16 protein-coding genes are annotated in these 25,240 nt (G+C 63.6%); 7 read left to right on the top strand and 9 right to left on the bottom strand.

Annotation, left to right across the window (positions count from 1 at the left end; all coding sequences use genetic code 11):
• Positions 1 to 59: 59 nt before the first annotated feature.
• From VGN62_RS15400 to VGN62_RS15425, 6 genes are all read right to left on the bottom strand, one after another.
• On the bottom strand, positions 60 to 2,603 hold the full coding sequence (locus VGN62_RS15400) for a hypothetical protein (RefSeq protein WP_327455432.1): 2,544 nt from the start codon (positions 2,601 to 2,603) through the stop codon (positions 60 to 62).
• 178 nt (positions 2,604 to 2,781) lie between these two features.
• Positions 2,782 to 3,297 carry a hypothetical protein gene (locus VGN62_RS15405; RefSeq protein ID WP_327455434.1) on the bottom strand — a complete coding sequence of 172 codons (516 nt, stop codon included), beginning with the start codon at positions 3,295 to 3,297 and terminating at the stop codon, positions 2,782 to 2,784.
• An 81-nt stretch (positions 3,298 to 3,378) separates the two neighbouring features.
• On the bottom strand, positions 3,379 to 6,720 hold the full coding sequence (locus VGN62_RS15410) for a TonB-dependent receptor domain-containing protein (RefSeq protein WP_327455436.1): 3,342 nt from the start codon (positions 6,718 to 6,720) through the stop codon (positions 3,379 to 3,381).
• 86 nt (positions 6,721 to 6,806) lie between these two features.
• The gene (locus VGN62_RS15415) at positions 6,807 to 7,868 is read right to left on the bottom strand and encodes a FecR family protein (protein ID WP_327455438.1); all 1,062 of its coding nucleotides are present in this window, start codon (positions 7,866 to 7,868) and stop codon (positions 6,807 to 6,809) included.
• Positions 7,865 to 8,374: an RNA polymerase sigma factor gene (locus VGN62_RS15420; protein WP_327455440.1), complete on the bottom strand. Its 510-nt coding sequence runs from the start codon at positions 8,372 to 8,374 to the stop codon at positions 7,865 to 7,867. Before VGN62_RS15420 ends, VGN62_RS15415 begins: the two co-directional genes overlap by 4 nt.
• A gap of 126 nt (positions 8,375 to 8,500) precedes the next feature.
• Complete coding sequence (locus VGN62_RS15425) at positions 8,501 to 8,911, bottom strand: helix-turn-helix domain-containing protein (RefSeq protein WP_327455442.1); 411 nt, start codon at positions 8,909 to 8,911, stop codon at positions 8,501 to 8,503.
• Between the two features lie 69 nt (positions 8,912 to 8,980).
• Here VGN62_RS15425 and VGN62_RS15430 point away from each other — a divergent pair, with 69 nt between their 5' ends.
• The gene (locus VGN62_RS15430) at positions 8,981 to 9,604 is read left to right on the top strand and encodes a cation transporter (protein ID WP_327455444.1); all 624 of its coding nucleotides are present in this window, start codon (positions 8,981 to 8,983) and stop codon (positions 9,602 to 9,604) included.
• 7 nt (positions 9,605 to 9,611) lie between these two features.
• On the opposite strand, the gene rhaT is transcribed toward VGN62_RS15430, so the two are convergent.
• Genes rhaT through VGN62_RS15445 form a run of 3 tightly spaced genes read right to left on the bottom strand, consistent with a single transcriptional unit; the run spans position 9,612 to position 13,251 of the window.
• Positions 9,612 to 10,673, bottom strand: a complete 1,062-nt coding sequence (gene rhaT, locus VGN62_RS15435; RefSeq protein ID WP_327455446.1) for an L-rhamnose/proton symporter RhaT — start codon at positions 10,671 to 10,673, stop codon at positions 9,612 to 9,614.
• 20 nt (positions 10,674 to 10,693) lie between these two features.
• Entirely contained in the window at positions 10,694 to 11,836 is a 1,143-nt protein-coding gene (gene lldD / locus VGN62_RS15440) for an FMN-dependent L-lactate dehydrogenase LldD (protein ID WP_327455447.1), read from the bottom strand.
• The gene (locus VGN62_RS15445; RefSeq protein WP_327455449.1) at positions 11,833 to 13,251 is read right to left on the bottom strand and encodes a carbohydrate kinase; all 1,419 of its coding nucleotides are present in this window, start codon (positions 13,249 to 13,251) and stop codon (positions 11,833 to 11,835) included. Before VGN62_RS15445 ends, lldD begins: the two co-directional genes overlap by 4 nt.
• Before the next feature lie 116 nt (positions 13,252 to 13,367).
• Between VGN62_RS15445 and VGN62_RS15450 the strand changes: the two genes are divergently transcribed.
• The 6 genes from VGN62_RS15450 to VGN62_RS15475 all read left to right on the top strand — a co-directional run bounded on the left by VGN62_RS15450 (position 13,368) and on the right by VGN62_RS15475 (position 25,239).
• A complete protein-coding gene (locus VGN62_RS15450; RefSeq protein ID WP_327455451.1) occupies positions 13,368 to 15,485 on the top strand; it encodes a bifunctional rhamnulose-1-phosphate aldolase/short-chain dehydrogenase in 2,118 nt (705 codons plus the stop codon).
• A 15-nt stretch (positions 15,486 to 15,500) separates the two neighbouring features.
• Positions 15,501 to 16,796 carry an L-rhamnose catabolism isomerase gene (rhaI, locus tag VGN62_RS15455; protein ID WP_327455453.1) on the top strand — a complete coding sequence of 432 codons (1,296 nt, stop codon included), beginning with the start codon at positions 15,501 to 15,503 and terminating at the stop codon, positions 16,794 to 16,796.
• 60 nt (positions 16,797 to 16,856) lie between these two features.
• Entirely contained in the window at positions 16,857 to 17,642 is a 786-nt protein-coding gene (locus VGN62_RS15460) for a DeoR/GlpR family DNA-binding transcription regulator (RefSeq protein ID WP_327455455.1), read from the top strand.
• Between the two features lie 208 nt (positions 17,643 to 17,850).
• On the top strand, positions 17,851 to 20,496 hold the full coding sequence (locus tag VGN62_RS15465; RefSeq protein ID WP_327455457.1) for a TonB-dependent receptor domain-containing protein: 2,646 nt from the start codon (positions 17,851 to 17,853) through the stop codon (positions 20,494 to 20,496).
• Positions 20,497 to 20,509: 13 nt separating this feature from the next.
• Positions 20,510 to 23,770 (top strand): family 78 glycoside hydrolase catalytic domain, encoded by a 3,261-nt coding sequence (locus tag VGN62_RS15470; protein ID WP_327455458.1) that lies wholly within the window; start codon positions 20,510 to 20,512, stop codon positions 23,768 to 23,770.
• Positions 23,767 to 25,239 (top strand): carboxylesterase/lipase family protein, encoded by a 1,473-nt coding sequence (locus tag VGN62_RS15475; protein ID WP_327455459.1) that lies wholly within the window; start codon positions 23,767 to 23,769, stop codon positions 25,237 to 25,239. Before VGN62_RS15470 ends, VGN62_RS15475 begins: the two co-directional genes overlap by 4 nt.
• Position 25,240 lies beyond the last annotated feature (1 nt).

The raw sequence follows: 25,240 nt of genomic DNA on the forward strand, positions 1-25,240 counted from the left end.
CGTCCCACCTTTCCCCTTTTCCGGAACCCGGTGCTTCGCGCGAAGGCACGCGTGCTGCGTCAGAATTTCTTGCGCAGCGTCAGCCGGACCTTGCGTCCGAGCGGGTCGATTTCGTGGCGGGTATATCCCGCAGGCACCGTCCCATCCTCGCGTGTCACGCGGCGATATCCGTCGAGCAGGTCGTCGATATCCACCGACATTCTGAGGTCATTCAATATGCCCCTTCTGCCGGGGATTTCGAACAGATGGTCGAATTCGATGAAGGCCGAAACGTTTAGCGTCACCGGGGGTTTGGAGATGAAGACTTCGTCCTCTCCCCGCAGCCGGCCCGGGCTGCTCCAATTGCCGCCCAGATTCGCCCCGAACCCCCTCTTGCCGATCGATGCCTGAAACGACAGGTTGTGTCGCGATTGTCCGCCGGCGCGAAGCTGGTCGATCGCGGGCAGGCCGGGACGGGTCAGTAGCTCGTTTTTCAATCGCATGTTGTGATTGAGCGAGAGGGAGAATTGCAGCGGGTCGGCGGCCGTCGTACTGCCTGTCGGGCGCGTCCCGGGAAGGCGAAGCGCGATGCCGGTCGACAGCGCGCTGTCGGTTTCGCGCGCAAGGTTGATCGCACGGGCGTCGACCGCGACAAGCCGCCCGCCCGGATCGCGCGTAACCCGTTCTGGAAAGGCGGCCTCGATGGCGGGTGTCAGTTCGGGAAATCCGGTCACGCCGCCCTTCGCGACCGACTGGCGATAGCCGAGGTTGATCGTCAGCACTTGGTTACCCAGTGGGCGAACTGCTGCAGAGAGCGTCAGGCTTTGCCGGCGGCCGCGTTCGAGGTCGGGATTGCCGCCGGTGGTCCAGATCGGCTCGGCTATCTCCTGGCGCTGATAGTCGAAGACGCGGTTCACGGTGGTTACGATCGGCGCATCGAGCTGGTCGAACGAGGGTGCGTTTTCGGTAAAGTCGATCGTCCCGCGAAGCTGGACGAGCGGCCATGGCGACCAGCTGACATTGCCGCCGAACCCCTTTTGGGGCCGGCTGTTCGCCATGGTCTGTGCGTTGGCGGACAGGTCGACTGTCAGATCGCCGAGCCAGCCCGCCCCGGCCCTACCATTGCCCGAAATTGGCACGCTGACCGACATCTGGCCGCTCGACTGGGTGCGCGTCAGGCTGTTTGCCCCGATCAGACTCCCCGACGCGTCGAACTGTCGGCTTTGCGTGCTGTTGCGGCCGGTGTTGGCGGTCAGATTCCAGGCGAGTGGTCCGGCGGGAAGGTCGAGGATTGTCGTGCGCACGTTGAACCGGGCGCTGAGGTTTTCGCCCTTCGTCCGGCTGCGGGTCGCGATCATCAAGCTTTCGTTCCACACGCCATAGGGATTGAAGTCCGGGTTGGCGGTGTCGATCAACTGCTGGACGCGCGCGATGTCGATGCCGTTTTCTACGAAATTGTCCGCCTGGTTGCGCGAATAGCTCGCGGCAAGGCTGGTCTGCCACCCTCCGATGCTGCCGTTCAGCGTCAGCGTCGCGCTGAGCGCGGTCGAGCCATTGTCGATGCGGAGCGCGCGTTCGCCTGCGAAAGGCCGCGTCAGGACAACATCCCCGGTAAAGGGTGACGAGGGATGACCCGCCGGAAGCAGTACCGACGCCATCGGCAGGCCCCGCTCCCCGTCGCTACTGCTCCGGTTCGCATTGAGGTTGAGCGAGGCGGAGAAATTGCCGATCGGCCGCGTCACCCCGATGTTGAGCCCGGCGTTGCGCCGGGACGATTGCAGCGTTTCGTAGCCGTTGGGATCGACGGGATGGAGCACTCCGGCGGTTGCAGCGAAGGCGTCGAGGCCCGGGACATCCGTCAGCGCGTTCGGCGGGATGGCTGCGACCGTCACAACTTGCCCCGCCGCCAGACTGAGCGCGGGATCGATCTCTCCGCCGCCCGGCGCAGAAATGAAGCCGACGCTGTCGAATATGCCCTCGCGTGGCGGGATGTTCCGGGCGGCTTTGCGAAAGGCGCTGTCCGCACCCACCCGCGCCTGCACGTTCCAGCGCGTATCGCCGCTGATCGCCGTGCGCCTGATCGACAGGGTGCCGCCATATTGGCCACCGCCGGTTGCGAAATCGAAGCCGGCGTCGGCGTTGAGCATCGCAAAATTCTTCTTGAGTACCAGATTGACGACGCGCTTGCCTGCCGGCTCGCCATATTGCGCCGCTGCCTCGGGTTTCAGCACCGCGAGCCGGTCGAGCGCTTCAGGAGGGTAGGAAAGGATCGAGCGGTCGAACCCCGCGGGCTTGCCGTTGATCAGGATGACGGGTTCTTCGCCATCGTCGCTGATAAATGGGGCAAGGCGGATCAACAGGTCCCCGATGCTGTCGACGCCCTGCGCCGCGATCTCATCCTCGCCGAATTCGCTTTCGGCCGCGACCTTTGCCTCGCCACGGCGCTCGGCCGTAACCACGATCTCGTCCGGATCGGCCGCCGGGGCGGTAACGCCGGGCAGGGAAATCCCTCCCGGGATCGTCCCTGCCGTAGCGTCGCCCTTATCCGTTTCGGCGTGCGCGAGCGCGGGCGGCCCGACAAGCAGAGCGAGTGGAATCGATATGCTATGCCACGCCTGAATCATGACCTTGCACGGGCATTTCGCATCCAATATATTCCAGAACCGTAAAACTGTACGATGCAGGGATATACGGGAAGCTCGAGAACGGGCCTAAAAAGGGGCACCCGGCCAGGCGCCCCAAGTTAGGATAGCCACCGCCGAAAAGCACACGGTGGCTGAGAGAAGCAAGAAATAGGAATAATCAGGGATTCGTAACGAGACCACCGGACGTTTGCGTCAGCGTTCCAGCGAAGGTGCACGGATCGGTTCCGCTGCCGCCCGGAAGCGAGGAATTGACGTTCAGGTTGCCGCTACTGTCGTAGGCAGCAACGATATTACCCGAACAGTCGCCGGGGGTCGGGGTGTGGACGTACACGCCATTGATGGCGAGCTGGGTCGGGCCCGTATTCCAGACATAGAGGCTCGACAGATCAGGCGAGCCGGAAGGCCCATCCAGTACCGTGATCGATTCGCACAGTCCGGGAGGAGTGGGGCCGAACTGCACGAAGTTGATCGTCAGATTGGTCAGCGGGCCGCTCGTCGTCGCCGGGGTCCCGCTCACCGTCGCCGTGCACGGAAATGCGGGGGACGGAGTCTTCTGAACAAGAACCACACCCGACCAGGAATGGGTTGCAGTGGACGTATATGTTTCAGCATGTGCCGTGCCCGAAACGACCAGCGCCGCGCTTGCCAAAATACCAGAAATATAGCGTTTCATAACAACTCTCCCAAAATTTGTTTAAGATTAGAGAAGTTCTTGAATATTATTTGAATAATGCTGTACTTTTCATTCTCCTTTCTACCATTTCTTCGAAACAGAAAATCCGAATATCCGGGGGTCCAGCGTAAAGACGTTGGAGCTAAGCCCGGTGTCATCCGAGTTTGTGAAAAAGTCGGTTATCGGAGTCTTGTTGAACAGGTTTTTGACGTACAGTTGCATGGCGAAGCCGTCGTCCGGACGGGTAAGCGTGATCGCCAGGTTGCTGTTGTCCCACGCCTTGAGCCGATCGTAAGTCGTGTTGTAGATGCGCGCGAAGCTCTTCGACTGGCGATAGTAATCGCCGCGCAAGGTCAGCTCCCAATCGCCTCCCTCGATGAAGAAAGTATATTCTGCACCCACATTAAAAGTGAAGCGCGGCGCGTTGGGTAGTTCGTTACCGGAAACGTCCTTGGAAAATCCGCGCCCGCCATTGGGTGCGCCGCTTCCTCCATTGGCAATGTTGAGGCCAACCGTATCGGGATTGTACGGAGCCAGCGGATCCCAGGTGAATCCATATTGCTGGTTGTAGGCGACCTGCCCGGGAAATGCCGGATTGAAGCTTCCGAATCTGGTCGATCCCGCGCACAGGGCGGAAAGGGCCAGGATGTTCACATTCGCCGGATTTCTTTGCAGGATTTTTTCCACAAACACGCGTGGAGCGATGCAATTGGATGGGGCTTGCAGCCAGGGTCGCAGCAACACCCAGTCCGGATTCCCGAGCGTTCTGTCCATGACATCGATGGACTCGCTCCCATCCTTCAGTCTTGTTTTCAGATAGCCAAGATTTGCGTTCATCCTGAACGATCTCGATGGCTTCCACGCCGCTTCGAGTTCGAGCCCGTGACTCGTCGCACCGAAATTCTCGTTGAACGAAATCCGGTCGATGATTTGCGAGATCTGGTAGTTTTTGTAGTCGTAGAAGAAAGCGGTTGCGTTGAGCTGGAATTTTCCGTTCGCAAACGAGTTCTTTGTGCCTATTTCAAAGGCATTGAGATATTCCGGCTTGAATTCTTCTTCCAGCGGAAGGTACTGAACCACCGCCGGATTCAAATCCACGCGGGGCGGATTGGTGCCGCCGCCCTTATATCCGCGGGCATAGCTCAAATAGATCAGGGTATCGTCGGTAAAGCCGAGATCGGGCTTCCAGTCGAGTACGGCCCGGCCGGTGAGGGCGCCCCAGCTTTGCCTGATATCGTCCAGCGCGGGATAGCCCGAATTGACCTTGCCGCCGGTCGCGCCGCCCCTGTTGAAAACGGGTGTTTCCGCGCCACCGCCGAGCAAAAGCTGGCTGGGAATTTGCGACGATGTCTTCCTGTCTCGCGTGTACCGCAATCCCGCGGTAAACTTCAAGTCATCGTTCAGTTCCAGATAGGCCTCGGAATATATGGCTAGTGATTTCGTTCTTACCATATTGTTGCTCAGGAAGTAATTATGACCGATATCTTGAATATCATCTATCGAATTGGTTTCGACATACACGCATTCCTTGGCTTCATATCCGGCGGGACAGGACTTCAAGGGCGTAGGTCCGCTTAACGGGGGAGAGGTAGGGGCCGGATCCCCGTACATATATTTTGCGAGAAGAGTAAAAACGTTGTTGAATACGTAATATTTATCTTCAGTTTTGAAATCCAGATAGTTCGCGCCGATATTGAAATTGAAGCGACCGTCAAAATCGGATTGAACCCGGAATTCCTGATACCATTGCCTGTTTTTCGACCTGCTCAGGTCGACCGACATCACCCGATCGGAGCAGCCGATTTGCGGGTCGCAAAGAATGCCGCCAGGGGTCGGTCCCGGATAGAGGGTCGTATCGATAAGACGGCCGGCAAATGAACCCAGAAAATCGCTCAGGGGAGCGAGGGAGTCGTTAAAAGCGGGAGCCGATACGGTTCTGTTATAGTCCTGAGTAGAGAAATAATTGTCTTTGCTGTAAGCGGTTTGAGAGTGAAATTCCAATCCGCTATCGTTAGAGAATTTCATATTGAGCTGAAGAACGTCATTCTTGGCCCGAAATATCGGGTCATAAGACGTGGATATTTCTCTCAGGTTCCGGGACTGCTGGACGTTCTGAAAGGGGTCGAGAGTCTTGACGACGGGAACAAATTCGAACGTCCGCGGCTTCAGGCCCAGATATACGAAGCTGTTGGCTGCGATCATATAGGCCAGAGAGCGCCCGTTGGGCGTCCCATATGCCTCATCCTTGTACAGCGATCCCGGCAAGCACCCCTGACTCAGGCGGCCGCGCACATCGAGATTGGTGATGGCAATATTGCCGATGCGTTCCGGACCGGGGTCGCGCGTGCACAGTTGCTTGCCAGTCCGCGAGCGATTGTCATCCTCTTCAAATCGCTGCCAGATCATGTTGGCGCTGAAATTGTCGGTGGGTTTCCACTCCACGGTGGCCCGGGTCGACCAGAGATCGCGATCGTTCACGCGCTTCTGGGTGAAACTGTTGTAATCGAACCCGTCGCGTTTGGTCCACGCGCCGGCGACCCGGACACCCAGCGTATCGGTGATCGGCACGTTGAGCATTCCGCTCAGGCGACGCGTCTTGAAGCTGCCGACTTCGCCCTTTACCTCTCCGCCAAAATCGGCTTCGGGGAGGGCGGTGATGAGATTCACGACGCCTGCGGTGGCGTTGCGACCATAAAGCGTACCTTGCGGCCCTCGCAGCACCTCGATCCGTTGCATGTCGAAAAATTCCGACTCGAACAGACGGTTGCGTGCCAGCGGCGTATTGTTGAAGCTCACCGCGACGGCTGGATCGCTGGAAGCCGAAATCGCTTTCGTTCCGATCCCGCGGATCGAAAAATTATACATCGAAAAATTGCTTTTCGAGAAATTCACGTTCGGAACGGCGCGAAGCAACTCCGACCCGCCCTCGATCTTCTGATCGCCCAGCGCTTCGCCCGACAGCGCGGTCATCGCGATCGGCACATCGATGATCTTTTCTTCTTTCTTCTGCGCCGTCACGATGATTTCGCTGGCGTCGCTGATCTCCTGCGCCGGCGGCGCCGGAACGGCGGCTGTCGCGACGGCGCTCGCCATGTCGGCCTGCGCGATCCTTCGCGCCGGACTAATAACGAAAATCTTTCCATCGCGACGATAGGTCAGCCCCGTCCCGCGGAGCAGCTCGCGGAGCGCATCCTCGGCGCCCGCGCGATACCGCAGCGCCTCACTACGCTTGCCGCGTACCGCCTTGCCGTCGAAAATCACCTGCACCCCCGATGCGCGCGCGAAGGCGCGCAGCGCACCGCCCAGATCCTGGGCCGGAATATCGAACTGCTGGACCTGGCGCGCTTCGGCGTGTGCCGGCGCCGACATGGCAACCAGCGCGCCGAGCGCAAGACTCGACAACAAATGACGACGTTTGGACATACCCTCTCCCTCTATGCGAGGGGTCGATATTATTGCCCCTCTGTCATAAAGACGAACCAGCCGCCGATTTACGCCCCTGATTTTGTCTAGGGCCGATCTTTTTCTTCGGCGATGCCGGAATTTACAGTTTTGATAGTGATTTGGCCGCCCTCTTCATGCGCGGCCAGCGGATAGAGCGACGTCACGCCCTTGACGAAGCTGTCGGTGTCGCCCGCGTCGAACACGCCGTTGACGAGATGACGGCCCGCCGCCGCGTCGCCGATGATGATCGGCGACGCCGCATAACGATTGATCCGTTCGACCGCATCGGCGAGCGGCATGTCGATGAAATCGACCCGGCCGCCTTCCCACGCCAGCGAGCGCTCGGTCTCGACGGGCAGGACTTCTGCCGCGCCCGACGAGAGATCGGCCACCAGTTCCTGTCCAGGCAACAGCTGCTTCGTATGCGTAACCGGCCGTCCGGCCTTGATCGCGCCGGCCGCCGCGGCGCGCGGCACGACCGCAACCTGCCCCTCGAACAGCAATACCCTCAGCTGGTCTTTCAACAGCTCGACGCTGAAGCTCGTACCGACGGCGACCACCGACTGCGAACCGGCGGTTACGGTAAACGGCCGCAACGGATCTTTCGCGACGTCGAACTTGGCCCGGCCGCGCTCGAGGGTGACCGAACGCCGTTCGTCGGTGAAGGACACCAGCATCCGGCTCGCGGCATCGAGCGAGACGCTGGACCCGTCGTCGAGCCTGACGATCCGCCGTTCCCCGACGGCGGTATCATAAACGTCGGGGCTTTCGGCCCAATACCAGGCGCCGGCCCCCGCGGTCAGCGCAAACGCGGTCAGCGCTCCAAAAGCATGGCGGCGGGTCAGGCTTCGCGAAGATCGTTCATTGTGGCTCCGGGCGTTTTCCATCGTCGTCAGCGCCTTGGCGCGGAGCGACAGGAAGCCCGGCAGTTCCGCGATCGCATCGGTGCATTGCCATGCCGCCACCATCTGTTCGAAATATTGGGCATGACGCTCGTCGGCGGCGAGCCATGTGTCGAAATCGGCCTGCTCGGCGGTGGTCAGCGGACGCTCGGCAATCCGCAGGCACCAGGCGGCGGCCCGTTCCTCCTGATCGGCGAAGCCGTCGTTGTCGTTCTGCGGGATCATGCCTGCTGCCTCATGCGACGAGCGAGGAAAACCAGTGCGCGCGAGATATGCTTGTCGACCGTCCGCAGGTGAAACCCGAAATTGTCGGCGATCGTCTGTTTCGGAATATTCTCGACGCGGTACAAAATGAATATCTGTTGTGTCGGTTCGGGCAGCGCCTGGATCGCGGCCCAGAGGACCGAAATGCTCTCGCGCGCCGATGCGATCCGGAAGGGATCGAGGGGGTCGATTCCCGCGTTGCCGTCGCTGCGCACGGCGTCGGCGAAATGCCGGCGTACGAGGTCGTGGCGCGCCCAGTCGGTGACGAGGTTCGCGGCGATCCGGAAAATATAGGCGGCACTCGTCTCTTCGATATTCGCTTGCGTTCGCATCAGCCGTACGAAAACCTCCTGGGTCATGTCTTCAGCCTCGGCGAGGCCGGCGACCCGACGCGAAAAAAAGGCGATCAGCGGCGGCCGGAATTTCCGGGTAAGCCGTTCCAGTTCGGAGACAGATTCTGCTGCCACCCCGCTCCTCCTGATCCGTTTCCTACCTAAAACGGTCATGAAGGCAAAATGCGCCCTTCTTTTTTAGCGCGCCAATCAAATGACTTCGCAGCCGGAGCGCATCAAGCGCCAAGGCCATAGTATGCGTCAGTGCGGGTTTTCGCAGTGGCGATGATCGCCAAGCGCCTCGATTACCCGGCAATCGGCGGCGATCCCGCCGCGGCAGCGCCCGACGATGCGCTCCAGCTCGTCGCGGAGCAGGGTGAGCTGCGCGATCTTTGCCTCGACCTGTTCGAGATGCGCGGTGGCGATGCGGTCGGCCTCGCCGCAATCGCGCGCGGGGTCGTCCGACAGGTCGAGCAGCGAGCGGATTTCCTCGATCGTGAACCCCAGGTCGCGCGAATGGCGGACGAAGCTGAGCCGCGATCGGTGCGCATCGCCATAACTGCGGTAGTTCGCCGCGGTGCGATCGGGGGCAGGCAGCAGGCCGATGCGCTCATAATAGCGGATGGTTTCGATATTGGTCCCGGTTGCCCGCGACAGTTCGCCGATTTTCATTGCTTGACCCTGTAGTTGCTACAGGGTGCATATAGGACGCCGACTCGAAGATAACAGGAGAATTCGGCGATGGCCGATCAATGCTGTGCCGGCAAAAGCGGCAAGACCGCGCTCAATGACCCCAAGTGGCGGCGGATCCTGTGGATCGCGCTCATCATCAACGCGGCGATGTTCGGCGTCGAGATCGTTGCCGGGGTTGCGGCGGATTCGCGCGCGCTTCAGGCTGATGCGCTCGATTTTCTTGGCGACAGCGCCAATTATGCGATCAGCCTCGGCGTCGCGGGCATGGCGCTCGCATGGCGTGCGCGCGCCGCCTTGCTGAAGGCCGCGACGATGCTGGCCTTCGGCCTCTGGGTCTTCGGCTCGGCGGTATGGGGCTTCTTCGCCGGATCGGCGCCGCATGCCGAAACGATGGGGCTGATCGGCGCGCTCGCGCTCGCCGCCAATGTCGCAGTCGCGCTGATGCTCTTTCGTTATCGCACGGGCGACGCCAACATGCGCTCGGTGTGGATCTGCTCGCGTAACGACGCGATCGGCAATATCGCGGTGATGGGCGCGGCGCTCGGCGTGTTCGGCACCGGGCGGAGCTGGCCCGACCTCGCGGTCGCTGCGATCATGGCGGCACTCGCAATTTGGGGCAGCTTCGAAGTGTTCCGGCAGGCGCGCGGCGAACTCGCCGCCACGCCTGCCTGAGGAAGGGTCAGGCGAGGCTGTTGCCGAGCCCGATCACGACGGTCGATGCCATCAGTACCGCGATCCCGAGCCAGACGAGCGCGCGCGTGCGCTTGCCTGCGGGCGCCCATTCCTTGAGCGCGAAGCCCCAGAGCGTCGAGAAGAGGATGATGCTCGCCATATGGAGCGTCCAGCTCGAAAAGCCGAAGCGCCCCATCTGGCTTTCGCCCATCGTGTAGAAGAAGAACTGGAAATACCAGAGCGTCCCGCCGAGCGCTGCGAGGCCATAGTTGAGCGCCAGCGCCGGCCTTTCGGTCGCGCCGGGCGCGGCTTCGCCGACGAACTGGCGGATGCTGCGGTTGCGCGCGATGAGGATGCCGCACCAGATGAGGTTGGTCGTGAGGCCGCCGAGCAGCACGACGCAGAGCACCGGCAGCCCTTGCCACAGCGGGTCGGTCCCGGCGGCCAGCGTCAATGCGCGGATCGGCGCGCCGGCGTCGAGGCCCCATGCAAAGCAGCCCGACATGATGCCCGAAAAGACCGCGATCGCGAGCCCCTTACGCAGATTGAATTCGGACTTGTCGGCCTCGGCGATAGCGTCGCCCATCTCGCGTTCCTTGCGTCGCCCCGCCTGTGCGACGACGACGATCCCGGCGAGCGTGATCGCGATGCCGAGGAACACCGTCTGCCCGCTCGTCGTTGCGAACAGCTCGCCCAAGGTGCCGCGAAAGATCGGCGGCCCCATGGTCCCGATGACGGTCGTCAGCCCGAGCGCGACCGCCATGCCGAGCGACAGCCCGAGGTAGCGCATCGTGAGCCCGAAGGTCAGCCCGCCAAGCCCCCACATCGCGCCCCAAAACCAGCACCAGAACCAGATATCACTTGGCGTGCGGCTCAGCACGCTGATCAGGTCATGCGTCTGGATCGAGGCGAAGAGCCACGGGGCGAGGAGCCACGAAAACACACCGCCGGTGATCCAGAAAATCTCCCACGACCAAGCGCGGATGCGCTTGTACGGCACATAGAAGCTCGCCGACGAAAGCCCGCCCAGCCAGTGAAAGAACACGCCAAGCAGCGGGTTGGCATCCATCCTTCTTCTCCCCTCATTCGTCAGGCGGCTAGTATCTCCGGCCCGATCTTGTCCACCCCGGTCACCCCGGTCAGCGCCATCGCGACGCGCATTTCGGCCTCGATCAGGTTGAGCATATGGCGCACGCCGCGTTCGCCGTCCGCAGCCAGCGCGAACGCCCATGCGCGGCCGAGCAGCACGCCTCTGGCGCCCAGTGCGAGCATTCGTATGACGTCGAGCCCCGACCGCACCCCGCCGTCGGCGAGGATGGTGAGCCGGTCGCCCACCGCATCGGCGATCGCGGGCAGCGCGCGCGCGACCGACGGCACGCCGTCGAGCTGGCGTCCGCCGTGGTTTGACACGATGATGCCGTCGACGCCCGCTTCGGCGGCGCGGTGGGCGTCGTCGGCGTCCAATATGCCCTTGATGACGATCGGCCCCGTCCAGTGTGCGCGCACGAAGTCGAGATCGGCCCAGGTCACGCTTGGATCGAAATTATTCTTCATCCAGCCGAGGAAATCCTCGAGCCCCGATTTGGCCCCGAGCAAAGGCGCGACGTTGCCGAGCTGGTGCGGCCGGCCGTGGAGGCCGACGTCCCATGCCCAGCCGGGGCGCATCATAGCCTGGCCGACGCGGCGTGCCTGTCCGCGAAGGCCGGGGGCGCCCGACAATCCCGAGCGCACATCGCGATAACGCGCGCCGGGCAGCGGCATGTCGACGGTGAACACCAGCACCGGACAATGGGAGGCGCTGGCCTCGTCGAGCAGCGCGCGCATGAAGCCGCGGTCGCGCACCATATAAAGCTGGAACCAGAAGGGCGTTGGAGAACCCCGCGCGACCTCGGCGAGCGAGCAGGCCGACACCGTCGAAAGCGTGAAGGGCACACCCTTCGCCGCAGCGGCGCGTGCCGCCTGCACCTCGCCGCGCCGCGCGGCCATGCCGGCAAGCCCGATCGGGCCGAGCGCAATGGGCATCGACAGCGACTGGCCGAACAGGCTGGTCGACAGGTCGATCGCCGACACATCGTTCAGCACGCGCTGGCGCAGCGAAACCTCCTGCAGGTCGGCGATGTTGGCGCGTAGCGTCTGCTCGGCGTAGGAGCCGCCGTCGAAATATTCGAAGAGGAAGTGGGGCAGGCGACGCCGCGCGGCCTCGCGATAATCGCCGATCGATGCTGCTCTCACGCGGTTTCTTCCACCCGTTCGGCTTCGCTCCGCCAACGGTCCCGATAGGGCGCAAGGTCGGCGCCTAGCGGCTCGACGAGTTCGAGCGGTTCGGCGGCGGGCAGGGCGGCATCGATCAGGCGCAGGGCGCCATAGGACACGTCGTTGTGCGCCTTGCCGACATAGACGTGCAGGTCGGGGCGCAGCGCCGCGAGCGCGCGCACGAAGACCTGGCCCTCGGCAAAGCGCCCTTCGATCAGCAGCCGTTGGCGCGTCCCGATCAGCTCCAGCGATGCGTTGGTGACAAGCGCGGCATAGAGCGAGACCGCGGCGCGGCGTATCGCGTGGTTCGCGGGTTCGGCGATCCAGCGCCCGCGACCGCGGGGGAAGGGGCCAAAGCCCGGTGCAAAGCTGGGCAGCGCCATCGCGCCACCGGTGAGCGCTTCGGGAAGTGCCGCGAGCAGCGCGGGCTGGTCGGGCGCGATGTCGCTTTGCCGTGTATCGAGGCCGATCAGCGTCTCGATCTCGCGCCCGCCCATGAAACGCGCCGACGGGATCGGCTTTCCATAGGCATCGACGTTGATCAGGCAGTCGCGTGTTTCGTCGAGGCCGCGCGTGTCGACAGATGCGGCATCCTTGGGCGAACGCATCGCGACAAACCAGGTCCCGGTCGACAGAACGGTCGATTCATGGTCGGCGATTTCGGCAAAGCCGCGCGCTGCGAGCAAGGCTGCATTCGAATCGTGCAGACCGCAGTGCACTTCGGTGTCGGCGGGCAGGCCGGTGCGAAATACCCATTCGGGCCGGAGCGTGCCCAATATGTCGCTCGCGGCGCGGACAGGCGCGAGCCGCCTTGCCCATCCGCGCCGTTCGGCGAGTTCCGAGGGTGTTCCCGCGAGCGGGTTCCACAGGTCGGTATGGCAGCCGAGGCTTGTTACCTCCGAAGCTGCGACCCCGCTCAGCAGCCAGCTCCAATATTGCGTCCACGGCACTATCTGTGTGCCTTTGGTCAGCGCCGGTTCCAGCGCGTCGAGGCGGAATAGCTGTGCGCCGAGATTGAGGCCGTCGGGTAGCGCCGGCGAGCCGGTGCGCGCGAACGGGTCGCGTTCGGCGTCATAGGCCGCCCGGAGGGCGGGGGGTATCGCCTCTTCATAGTCGAGCGGCGGGCAGGCGAGGCGGTCGTCACGGATGATCGCGGCTCCGGCGCCATGGCCGACCGGCACGATCGCACCGACGTCGGCGAGCGTCGCAAAATAACGTAGCACTTCGACCGCCCAGCCCTCGATACCCGCCGTATCGAGCGCGACAAAGGTTCCGGCCTTGATGCGCTCGTTGGGTCGCACGCGCCGTTCGATCAATTCACCCCCGGGTGACCAAAGGCTGAGCTTTGCCAAGGTTTTTCCCACGTCGAGGACTACGGTTGCGCGACCCTTCATCTCTCTCCCTCTTGCTTCGTTAAGACCGAATTTGATCGAACTTTATCGAAACTGATTGCAGAGCGCCAGCGATTTCGATAGATAGCCTCGCATAGTCGAAACAACGAGTTTCCTTCATGCCCGATCTTCTGGATACCACGCCCGAATCCCGTTCCCCGGCCGCGCTGCTTTTTGCCATTCCGGCGAATCGCTGGTCGGATGAGGAGGTGCAGGGTAAGGCCCCCGAAGATTTGCTCCTCTATCGCTCGAACCGCCTCGGTTCCGATCTGACCGTCACCAACTTCGGCGGAGGCAACACCTCGGCCAAGCTCGATGCGCGCGATCCTCTGACCGGAGAAAGCGTTCCCGTCCTGTGGGTCAAGGGGTCGGGCGGCGATATCGGTTCGATGAAGCTCGACGGGTTTTCGACGCTCTATCAGGACAAGTTGCTCGGTCTCGAAAAACTCTATCGCGGGCTCGAGCATGAGGACGAGATGGTCGGCTATCTGCCGCACTGCACCTTCGCGCTCAATCCGCGCGCGGCGTCGATCGATACGCCACTCCATAGCTATCTGCCCTTCGCGCATATCGACCATGTCCACCCCGACGCGATCATCGCGCTCGCCGCGTCGAGCGAGGGCGAGGCGGCGACGCAGGCGATTTGGGGCGGAGCCGTCGGCTGGCTGCCCTGGCAGCGTCCGGGTTTCGACCTCGGGCTGAAGCTGCGTGACTATGTTGCCGCGCGTCCGGACCTTCGCGGGGTCATGCTCGCGGGGCACGGGATCATCTGCTGGGGCGACAGTGCCAAGGGCTGCTACGACAATACGATAGCGCTAATCACCGACGCGGCAAATTATCTGAATGCGAAGCTGGCCGAGGGGCCGGCGTTTGGCGGCGAGATCGTCGCGCCGCGGCCCGCCGCCGAACGAAATGCCCTCGCGGCCAAACTGATGCCGCTGCTCCGCGGACTGATGGGCGGGCGGCGCGTTGGGCACTTCGCCGACGATGCCGAAACGCTTGAATTCACCGGCAGCCGCGATTTCGCGAAGCTCGCTGCGATCGGCACCTCATGCCCCGACCATTTCCTGCGCACCAAGATCGCGCCGCTCGTGCTCGACCCCGTACGGATCGACGACACCGCCTATCTCGCAGAGCGGATCGAGGCGTACCGCGCCGACTATGCCGCATATTACCAGCGCTGCGCGCGCGCGAACTCGCCCGCGATGCGCGATCCCAATCCGGTCGTCGTGCTCGTCCCCGGCATCGGCCGCATGACCTTTGCCGGCGACAAGGCGACTGCACGGCTGGCAGGCGAATTCTACGCCAATGCGATCAATGTGATGCGCGGTGCCGAGGCGATCGGCGACTATGTCGGGCTCGACGAACAGGAAGCGTTCGACATCGAATATTGGCTGCTTGAGGAAGCGAAGCTCCAGCGGATGCCGAAACCCAAACCGCTCGCAGGGCGCATCGCGCTCGTTACCGGCGGAGCGGGCGGGATCGGCGCCGCGACAGCCGAGCGTCTCGCCGCAGACGACGCGTGCGTGCTGCTTGTCGACCGCGACGCCGATGCGCTCTTCAAAGCTGCGGACGAACTCGAAGGCCGTTTCGGCCGCGACCGCATCCGTTCGGCGGTGTGCGACGTCACCGACGAGGCGCAGGTCACCGCGGCTTTTGCGGCGTGCGCGCGCGAATTCGGCGGCCTCGACATCCTCGTCGCCAACGCGGGCATTGCTTCGTCGGCACCGATCGAGGACACGACGCTCGAGCTGTGGCAGCGCAATTATGACGTGCTCGCTCAAGGCTATTTCCTCACCGCGCGCGCGGCCTTCCCGCTGATGAAGGCGCAAGGCGGCGGTTCGATTGTCTTCATCGGGTCGAAGAACGGCATCGCCGCCGCGACCAATGCCTCGGCCTATGCGTCGGCGAAGGCGGCGGCGCTGCATCTCGCGCGTTGCCTCGCGCTCGAAGGCGCGCCTTTCGGCATCCGCGTCAACACGGTCAACCCCGATGCGGTGATCAAGGGATCGCGCATATGGGACGGCGACTGGCGCCGCGAGCGTGCGGGCGCGCATGGCATCGATTCGGGTAGCGAGCTCGAGGAGCATTATCGGAATCGCTCGATGCTCAAGCGCGACGTGCTGCCCGAGGATGTTGCCGAAGCAGTCTATTTTCTCAGCTGCGATATGTCGGCAAAGTCGACCGGCAATATGATCAACGTCGACGCGGGCAACGCGCAGGCATTCACACGCTAAGGTACGGAGAGTTTTATGGCTGGCGACCTGCCGCTCGCACAGGATGATATTGAGCGGCTGAACGCCGGTCTGACCGACGCGCTCGACGATGATTATGGCAGCCTCGGCCGCCAGCTAGGCCGGCGCGGGATCGACATCGATGGCGTAAAGGCGAAGGTCGCGGGTTTCTCGGTCGCCGTCCCGAGCTGGGGTGCAGGGCGCGGCGGCACGCGTTTCGCCAAATTCCCGATCGCGGGCGAGCCGACGAGCATCCATGAAAAGCTGGAGGACTGTGCAGTCATCCAGCAGCTCGGCCGCGCGACCCCGCGCGTCAGTCCACATTTCCCGTGGGACAAGGTCAGCGACTATCGCGGTTTGCGTGAGGAAGCGGCGGCGCTCGGGCTCGGCTTCGACGCGGTGAACAGCAACACCTTCCAGGACCAGCCGGGACAGGCGGTGAGCTATACCACGGGCTCGCTCTCCTCGACCCGCGCCGAGGTGCGCGAGCAGGCGGTAGCGCACAACATCGAATGCATCGAGATCGGGAAACAGCTTGGCGTCACCGACCTGACCGTCTGGGTCGGTGATGGCACCAACTTCCCAGGGCAGCAGGATCTCGGCCGCAGCCTCGACCGCTATCTCGATGCGGCGTCGCAGGTTTATGCGGCGCTGCCCGGCGACTGGCGAATGCTGATCGAGCACAAGATGTTCGAGCCGGCCTTTTATTCGACCGTGATTTCGGACTGGGGCAGCTCGATCCTCGTTGCGCAGGAATTGGGCGACAAGGCGAAATGCCTCGTCGACCTTGGACATCATGCGCCGAATGTGAATATCGAACAGATTGTCGCACGCCTCCACCGCTTCGGAAAGCTTGGTGGATTTCACTTCAACGACAGCAAATATGGCGACGACGACCTCGATAGCGGATCGATCAACCCGCACCAGCTGTTCCTCGTCTTCAACGAATTGATCGAGGCCGAGTTGAACCCGCGCGGCGATTTCCGCCCCGCCTATATGATCGACCAGTCGCACAATGTGACCGACCCGATCGAGTCGATGCTCTCGTCGGCCGAGGCGATTGTCGCGGCCTATGCCAAGGCGTTGCTCGTCGACCGCGAGGCATTGCTTGCCGCGCAGGAAGCGAACGATACGATGATGGCGTTTCAGGCGCTGCGTGCGGCGTACCGCACCGACGTCACTCCGATCCTCGCCGCGGCGCGCGCTGAAGCGGGCGGGGCGATCGACACGATCGCCGCCTATCGCGCGAGCGGCTGGCGGGAGCGCAAGGCGCAGGAACGGCGCGCGGCGGGGACTACGGCGGGGATTGTCTAATCATTCGATTGCAACTCGGCGCAGCTCCCGTCAAATAGGCGCAATCAGACAGGGACCCATATGCACGCAGCCGAACGCGAAAAAATGATTCTCGACAGCTTGGGCGAGAACGGATTCGTCTCGTTCCGCGACCTCGAAAGCCGCGTTGCCGCATCGCCAGCTACCATCCGCCGTGATCTTGACCGGCTGGAAGACGCGGGCGTCATTACCCGCGTGCGCGGCGGGGCGAAGCGCGTTGGAGGGGGAGGCGGGGCGTCGACCGCGTCCGAAGATGGTCTATCGGGCGTTCCGTTCCACGAGAATATCGGCCGTAATCGCGCCGCGAAGGAAGCGATCGGGCGCGCGGCCGCGGGTCTTTGTATCCCGGGCGAAGGCGTCATGATCGACGGCGGCTCGACGACGCTGCAGATGTGTCCGCACCTCGACGGGCTGAGCCTGCAGGTGCTGACCAACTCGCTCCATATCGTCAGCGCATTGTTGCCGCAGCCGACGACGCGCATCCTCATTCCCTCGGGGCAGGTATTTCGCGAACAGAATATCGTGCTGTCGGCGGCGGGCGATGACGGGATGCCGCGCTTTCATGCGCCTAAACTGTTCATGGGCGCGGCGTCGATGGGTCCTGCAGGGCTGATGCAGGCCGACGTGATCCTCGTCGCCGCCGAACGGCGGCTGATCGAGCGCGCCGACGAGATCATCGTCCTCGTCGACAGTTCGAAATTCTCGGGTCCCTCGGGCAATGTCGTTTGCTCGCTCGACGAAATCGACGTCGTCGTCACCGACGCCGGAATCGAACCGCACCATGTCGCGATGATGGAAGCCGCCGGTATCCGCGTCATCATCGCCTGAATTTCCCAAAGCTTTCACGCCAAAACCGCGCGGGGCTGTGCCGTTCGGGCTGGAATGATTGAATTTGATCGTTGACGTGATTGATAAAGACAAATAATGAGCATTGATGCAGAAACGCTCAACGAGGCGTGGCATCGGAGGACAAATTTGCCGGACAGGCACCTCCGTCAAAAGGACAGCTCGCGCAGGCGAGCGCAGGGAGGATGCGATGAAGGCGATGACGACTGCAGGGCTGGATATGGTTGCACGGCGGGGCGCGTGGCGACGCGGTATTTCGGTGCTGGCATGTGCGGGCGCGCTGCTTGGCGCAAGCAGCGCCTATGCGCAGGACGCCGACTCCGAAGCGCCGAGCGATGCGGACATCGTCGTTACCGGCACCTTGCTGCGCGGCGTTGCGCCGGTCGGCACCAATGTCGTTGCGGTCAGCGAGGCCGATGTCGTCGCTTCGGGTGCGGCGTCGGCGAACGACCTGCTCGCCTCGATCCCGCAGGTCGGCAATTTCGGCACGATTCCGGCGGGGCTCGGCAATTTCGGCAATCCGATCGTGCGCCCCAATATCCGCAACCTCGGCGCGAGCGGCGGTTCGACGACGTTGGTGCTCGTCGACGGCCATCGAATGGTCGGCGCGGGCATCTTGCAGACGAGCTTCGATCCCTCGGTCATCCCGCCCGACGTCATCAAGCGCGTCGACGTCATCCCCGACGGCGGCTCGTCGATCTATGGGTCCGACGCGATCGGCGGCGTGATCAACTTCATCACGCGTGACCGTTACGACGGCATCGGCGTCAATGCGCGTTATGGCTTTGCCAAGGATTATCAGACGATCGACGCCAGCGTCATTGCGGGCAAGGATTGGGGCACCGGCTCGGTCTTCATCTCCTATGCCTATGCCTGGCACGACGATTTGATCGGGCTCGACCGCGACTATGCGACGGCGAACCAAACTGACCGCGGCGGCGGCGATTTCCGCAGCACCGCCTGCGCGCTCGCCAACATCACCGTCGGCACGACGACCTATGCGCTTCCCGGCCGCACGCCCGGGGTCAATCGCTGCGACCAGACCGACTATGCGGCCATCTATCCGCGCGAGGAGCGCCACAGCGTCTTCGCCGGCCTGACGCAGGACCTCAGCGACTCGGTTGCGTTCAAGCTGTCGGCCTATTGGTCGAAGCGCGACACGCTGCATCGCAGTGCACAGAGCAGCGCAAGCGGGACGATCACCGCTGCAAATCCCTTCTTCCGCCCGATCGGTACCGAGCTGGCGCATACCGTTTCCTTCGCGTTCGACGATGTCTTTGGGCCGAGTAACGACAGCCCGTCGAGCTTCACCTCCTACGGCATCACGCCAAGCTTCGATTTCGAGCTCGGCGGCGGCTGGCAGCTGCGCACAATGGCCAACTTCGGGCGCAGCGAGAATGAATCGACCGAGCGGTCGTTCAATTCGACGCTCGCGACGATTGCGCTCGCCGGAACCTCGACCGCGACCGCGCTCAACCCCTATAACCTCTCGGCGACCTCGCCCGCGGTGCTCGCGGCGATCGACGATTTCGTCAACTATGGCGAAGCGACGCAGGAACTTGCCGAGGGCCGCTTCGTGCTCGACGGCCCGCTGACCAACTTGCCCGGCGGCGACATCCGCCTGGCGGTCGGCGGCGAATATCATTACGAGAATATCCGTTCGTTCACCGGTAGCGGTCCCGAAGCGGCGGTCACCGGCTCGAACGCCTATGCCGCGCGTAATGTGAAATCGCTGTTCGGCGAATTGCTGGTCCCGATCTTTGGCGCCGACAACCGCATGCCCGGTTTCTACAGCCTCGAACTGTCGGGATCGGTTCGCTACGACGATTACAGTGACGTTGGCAGCACGACCAATCCGAAGGTCGGAGTGACCTGGCGCCCGTTCGAGGCGCTGACGATCCGCGGCAATTACGGCACGTCGTTCCACGCGCCGAGCCTCGCCGACCTTGGCAATTCGGTCGACGCGCGTGTGCAGGTTCTGCCGTTCAGTCCGTTCCGCGCGCCGAACAGTTCGCCCTTCGACGCACTGCGTCCGACGATCGCGATCGCCGGCGGTAACGCCAATCTGAAGCCCGAAAAGGCCGATACATGGTCGCTCGGTTTCGACCTGAAGCCCGCGGCGATCGAAGGCCTCGTCGCCAGCGCGACCTATTTCAACGTGAAGTTCAAGGATGCGATCGCGGTCCCGCCCTTCACCTCGCCGCTCTTGTTCACCACGCCCGCCTATTCGGATTTCTATATCCTCAACCCGACGCTCGCGCAGGCGCAGGCGGCGGCAGGCAATCTCCGCGTCGATGGCGTACCGAACCTTGCGACCTTGTTCGCGATCAGCTCGCCCTATGTGCTGTTCCTCGCGCAGCGTGCGAACCTCGGCGCGGTGAAAGTCGACGGGATCGACTTCAACCTCGCCTATAATCGCCCGACCGGCTTTGGCTCGATCAACGCCAACTTCACGGGCAGCTACCTCCTCAATCGCGAGACGCAGGTGGTGCAGGGCGGTCCGGTCAACGACGATCTCAAGAACGGGACGGGCCGTTTCCTCTTCACCGCGGGGCTCGGCGCGACGGTCGGCGACTTCACCGCGCGCGCGACGCTCAACCACCGCAGCGGCTATCCGATCATCGGGCTACCGCCGCAGACGCGCATCGCGGCGTTCGACACGGTCGATCTCTTCTTCAGCTATGATCTCGGCGACATGCTCGCGAACACGCTGCTGACGCTGAACGTCGACAATGTCTTTGACGAGGACCCGCCATTCCTGAACAGTGCATCGGGCTATACGAATGGCAGCACGCTCGGCCGGCTGGTATCCTTCGGTATTCGCACCAAATTCTGACGGGGAGGTTGGGTTGCCGCTGATCGGAAGCTTGCGAGGCCTGTTCTGGGGTGCGCTCGCCGCCGTTGGCATGACAACCGCCCCCGCGAAGGCTGCGGATGCGGCGCCGGCTGAGCTGCGGACCGAATATGCCGCAGCGCCGCTGGGGCTCGACACGGCGGCGCCGCGGCTTGCGTGGCGCTCGCCGGTAGCGCGGCAAAGCGCATATCGCATCCGCGTTGCGACATCGGAAGCCGACCTCGATCGCGCCCCGCTGTGGGACAGCGGCAAGGTTGTTTCCTCCGACAATGTCCAGATCGCTTATGCCGGGCCGGCGCTCGTGTCGCGCCAGCGCTACTGGTGGCAGGTCCAGGTCTGGGATTCCGGCGGAAATGTCTCGGGCTGGAGCGCACCTGCTTCGTGGGAAATGGGACTCCTTGACGCTCAGGATTGGCAGGCGAAATGGATTTCGGGGCCTGTACGGCGCGACCATGACTGGGGTGACCTGACGCTCGACGCCGACCTCACGCTGACGGGCAAGAGTGTCGACGTGCTGTTTCGCGCGTTGCCGAACGGAAAGACCTATGGCGATGCCTATGTGTGGACGCTCGCCGACGACAAGAACGGGTCCGAGCTGATCCAGACCCTCCGCCGCTATCCGGGCGGCACCAGTTCGGCGATCAAGATGGAGCGACTGGTGCAGGTCAAATTGCCGACGCCGCTGAAGGGGCGCCGCATCAAGCTCTCGATCGAGGCGAAGGGCGGGCGCATCGTGACGCGCATCGACGGCGCAGTCGTTGCGACGCTCGACAATGACGCGCACAAGCACGGGACGATTGGCTTCGCGGGCAAGGAAGCCGCAGCCGCCATCGTCCATTCCGTCCGCGTAACGGGGGCGCAGAGCCCTGCCGTCGCGTTCGATTTCGTGGGCGGCGACAATCCCTTCACCGGCGGCAGCGTCGCGAAGGACGGACTCGTCGTCGCGAGCGGCGTTCCGGGCGTCGATATCGTCCTGCCGATAGAGGCGCCCGCGCCGCTCGTTCGCCATGCCTTCCGCCTCGCCAAGCCGATCGCAAGCGCGCGGCTTTATTATGCGGGCGCGGGAATGCCGCGCCTTTCGGTCAATGGTACCGTCGTCGGCTCGTCGCTCGGCGCGGGTTTCACCGCCTATGACAAGCGCGTGCTCGGCTATGTTGTCGACGTCACCAGCCTGCTGCGCCGCGGCGAGAATGTGATCGGCGCCGAACTTGGACGCGGATGGTACGGGCTGACCGATCCGAATGAATGGTATTTCCACGCGGCGCCCTGGCGCGCCGAACCCGCGCTGAAAGCGCAGCTCGAAGTCACCTACGCCGACGGCACCCGCGAAACGGTCGCGACCGACGGCAATTGGCGCACGATGGCCGGCCCGACGCTCAATGACTCTGTGCACCGTGGCGAACGCTTCGACGCGCGACTGGTGTCGGCGGGCTGGGATCGCGCGGGTTTCCGTGACCGCAAATGGTCGGCGGCTCCGGTCGTCGCGGGGCCGGCGGGGCAGATTGTGGCGGCCAATTCGGAAGCGATCGAGCCCGTCGAAGATATTGCGCCTGTTGCGGTCAAGGAGGTCGCGCCTGGTGTTCATGTCTATGACTTCGGCCGCATCGTTGCCGGCTGGCCGGTGCTCAAGGTCAGCGGGCCGCGGGGACTCACCGTGTCGATGGTCGCGAGCGAGCGCGTCGCCGACGACGGGAAGGTCGTGCCCGCCGCGGGGCTGATCGACGCGCAGCTCCAGACCGATCGCTACACGCTCGCGGGCAGGGGCGCCGAGCAATGGGAGCCGCGCTTCGGCTATCGCGGCTTTCGCTATGTGCAGGTCGATGGCTTTCCCGGCACGCCCGGCGAAGGCGCTCTGACAGCACGCATCGTCCATTCGGCGGTCGCGCGCACCGGCAGCTTCACGAGCGCCGATCCGCTGCTGAACCAGATCGATTTTGCCGCGATCGCGTCGATCCTCAACAATCTCCATGGTTTCCAGACCGACACGCCGACCTATGAAAAGAACGGCTGGACCGGCGATGCGCAGGCTTCGGCGGGCGCCGCGGCGCGCAGCCTCGACATTGCGCGCGTATGGACCAAATGGCTCGCCGATTTTCGCGATGCGCAATCGGAGAAGGGCGAGGTGCCCGAAATCGCGCCGACGACGCCCTTCTATGGCTATGAGAATACGCCGGGATGGAACGTGATCTGGGGCCCGACGACGCCGTGGGATGCGGCGGCGATGATCCTGCCGTGGGAGCTTTACACGACCACTGGCGACACGCGCATCCTCGCCGACAATCAGGACATGCAGCGTAGGCTCGTCGATTACACCGCGACCTTCATCAAGGCGCCCGATTATCGGCGTTCGGCGGGGCTGTCCGAATGGGCATCGGCGGGCGGCATGGACTACAGCAATGCGCGCGGCGGCGGTATCGACGCGGTGACGACGGCCTATTTTTTCCATCAGGCCGACCTGCTCGCCAAATCGTCGGCGATTGTTGGCAAGGCAGGGGATGCGGTGCGCTACGCGAAGCTCGCGGAGGATATCCGCACGGCTTACAATGAGCGCTATTGGGACGGAGCGAACGGCTGGTATCGGACCGTCGATGCCAAGGGTGTCGCAGGACCAGCGACGCAAGTGCAGAATATCTTGCCGCTTGCGTTCGGAATGGTGCCGCCGGGGCGCGAGAAAGGCGTCGCCGAAACCATTGCGCGCGACGTCGACAAACAGGGGCTGCGCACCGGCGTCTATGGCGCGCGTTACCTGCTCGAAATTTTGAGTGACTATGGCTACGCCGACTTGGCGTATCGCGTCGCGACGCGCAATGACGAACCGAGCTGGGGTTGGTGGATCAAGAACGGTCACTCGACGATGTTCGAGACGTGGAGCCTGAACAGCCGTTCGCGCGACCATCATTATTTCGCCTCGATTTCCGACTGGATGCGCCAGCGCCTGGCCGGGCTGCGCCCGGGCGCGCCGGGGTACAAGGTCGTGCTCGTCAGGCCGGCGATCCCCGACGGGCTCGCGAGCGCCGAGGCGGCGATGGAGACGGTCCACGGCCGCGCCTTTTCGGGGTGGCAGTTTGCTGCACACCGCAAACTGACGCTGACGGTCGAAGTGCCGCCGAACACCACCGGTGAAATCTGGGTGCCGACACGTTTTGGAGGGATCGCTGCGCCGTCGGGGGCTCAAGCCGTTCGGCAAGAGGCGGGTTATTCCGTCTATCGTACCGGACCCGGCCGTTTCATCTTCAATACCGGAGGCACACCATGACCCGCGCGATACTCGTTTTGGGGGCCATCGCTGCACTGGTGTCGCCCGCTGCGGCACAGCAGGTCACGGTCGATAGCGGTGCCGTTACCGGCGCGACCGTCGACAGCATCGCCTCTTTCAAGGGCATCCCCTTCGCCGCAGCGCCGGTCGGCGCCGGGCGATGGAGCGCGCCTGCACCCGTCGAGCCTTGGCGCGCGCCGCGCGATGCTACCACTTATGGCCCCGACTGCATGCAGAACCCGCTGCCGGGCATCCAGCCCGGATCGCGACCGATGAGCGAGGACTGCCTGACGCTCAACGTCTGGACGCCGAAGCCCGCCAAGGGCGCGAAGCTGCCGGTGATGGTCTGGATCCACGGTGGCGGTTTTGTGGGTGGATCGGGCACCTTGCCCGAAACCGACGGCGCAGCGCTCGCGCGGCGCGATGTCGTGGTCGTCAGCTTCAACTATCGCCTCGGCCGCTTCGGTTTCTTTGCGCACCCTGCGCTGGGCAAGGATGGCAACTGGGGACTGATGGACCAGATTGCCGCGCTCAAATGGGTTCAGCGCAACATCGCAGCCTTCGGCGGCGATCCGGCGAAGGTCACGATCTTTGGCGAAAGCGCAGGCGGGGAGTCAGTCTCGCGCCTGATGGCATCGCCCGCGGCGAAGGGGCTATTCGCGCGTGCGATCGTTGCCTCGGGCGGCGGCCGCGACAACTGGCCGACACTGGCCGATGCGCAGGCGAAGGGGCAGGTCTTTGCGACCCGCGCAGGCGCCGCCGATGTGGCGGCGCTGCGTGCGCTGCCTGCCGAAACGGTCCTCGGCAGCGTCGCGCTGATGAGCAAGGAAGAGGATCGCTATTCGGGGCCGATGACCGACGGGACGATCGTTCCCGCGGGCGCCGAGACGATCTTTGCCGAGGGCAAGCAGTCGCGCATTCCCTATATCATCGGCAGCAATGACGACGAACTCGGCTTCATCCCCGCGCCGTTCCGCGCGATGGTCAATGGCCCGGTCGAAAAGTCGCTGGGTGCCGCCGCCGGGATGGTGAAGGCGGCCTACGCAAGCGAAGACGAAGCGAACCGCCGGCTCGGCGGCGATGCGATGTTCGCCGAACCGGCGCTCGCCTTCGGCCTGTTGCAGGCGCGCGCAGGGGGGCCGGCCTGGCTCTATCGCTTCGGCTATGTCGCTGAAGGCCAGCGCAAACCCGACGTGGGCGCGGTCCATGCGTCGGACGTCGCTTTCCAGTTCGGCAATTTGTCCGCCGATGCCACTGCTGCCGATCGCGCTGCGGCGAAGCAGCTTGGCGATTACTGGACCAATTTCGCGAAGACCGGCGATCCGAATGGCAGCGGCTTGCCCGTCTGGTCGCGGCTCGACCCTGCGGCGCCGCAGCTATTGTCGATGGGCATCGCCGCGACCGCAATGGCACCCGCAACCACGCCGGCGCTCACCGCCATCGCCGCCGCACGGAACGAAAAGAAATGAA

The sequence above is a fragment of the Sphingopyxis sp. genome (assembly GCF_035998905.1).
Lineage (GTDB): Bacteria > Pseudomonadota > Alphaproteobacteria > Sphingomonadales > Sphingomonadaceae > Sphingopyxis.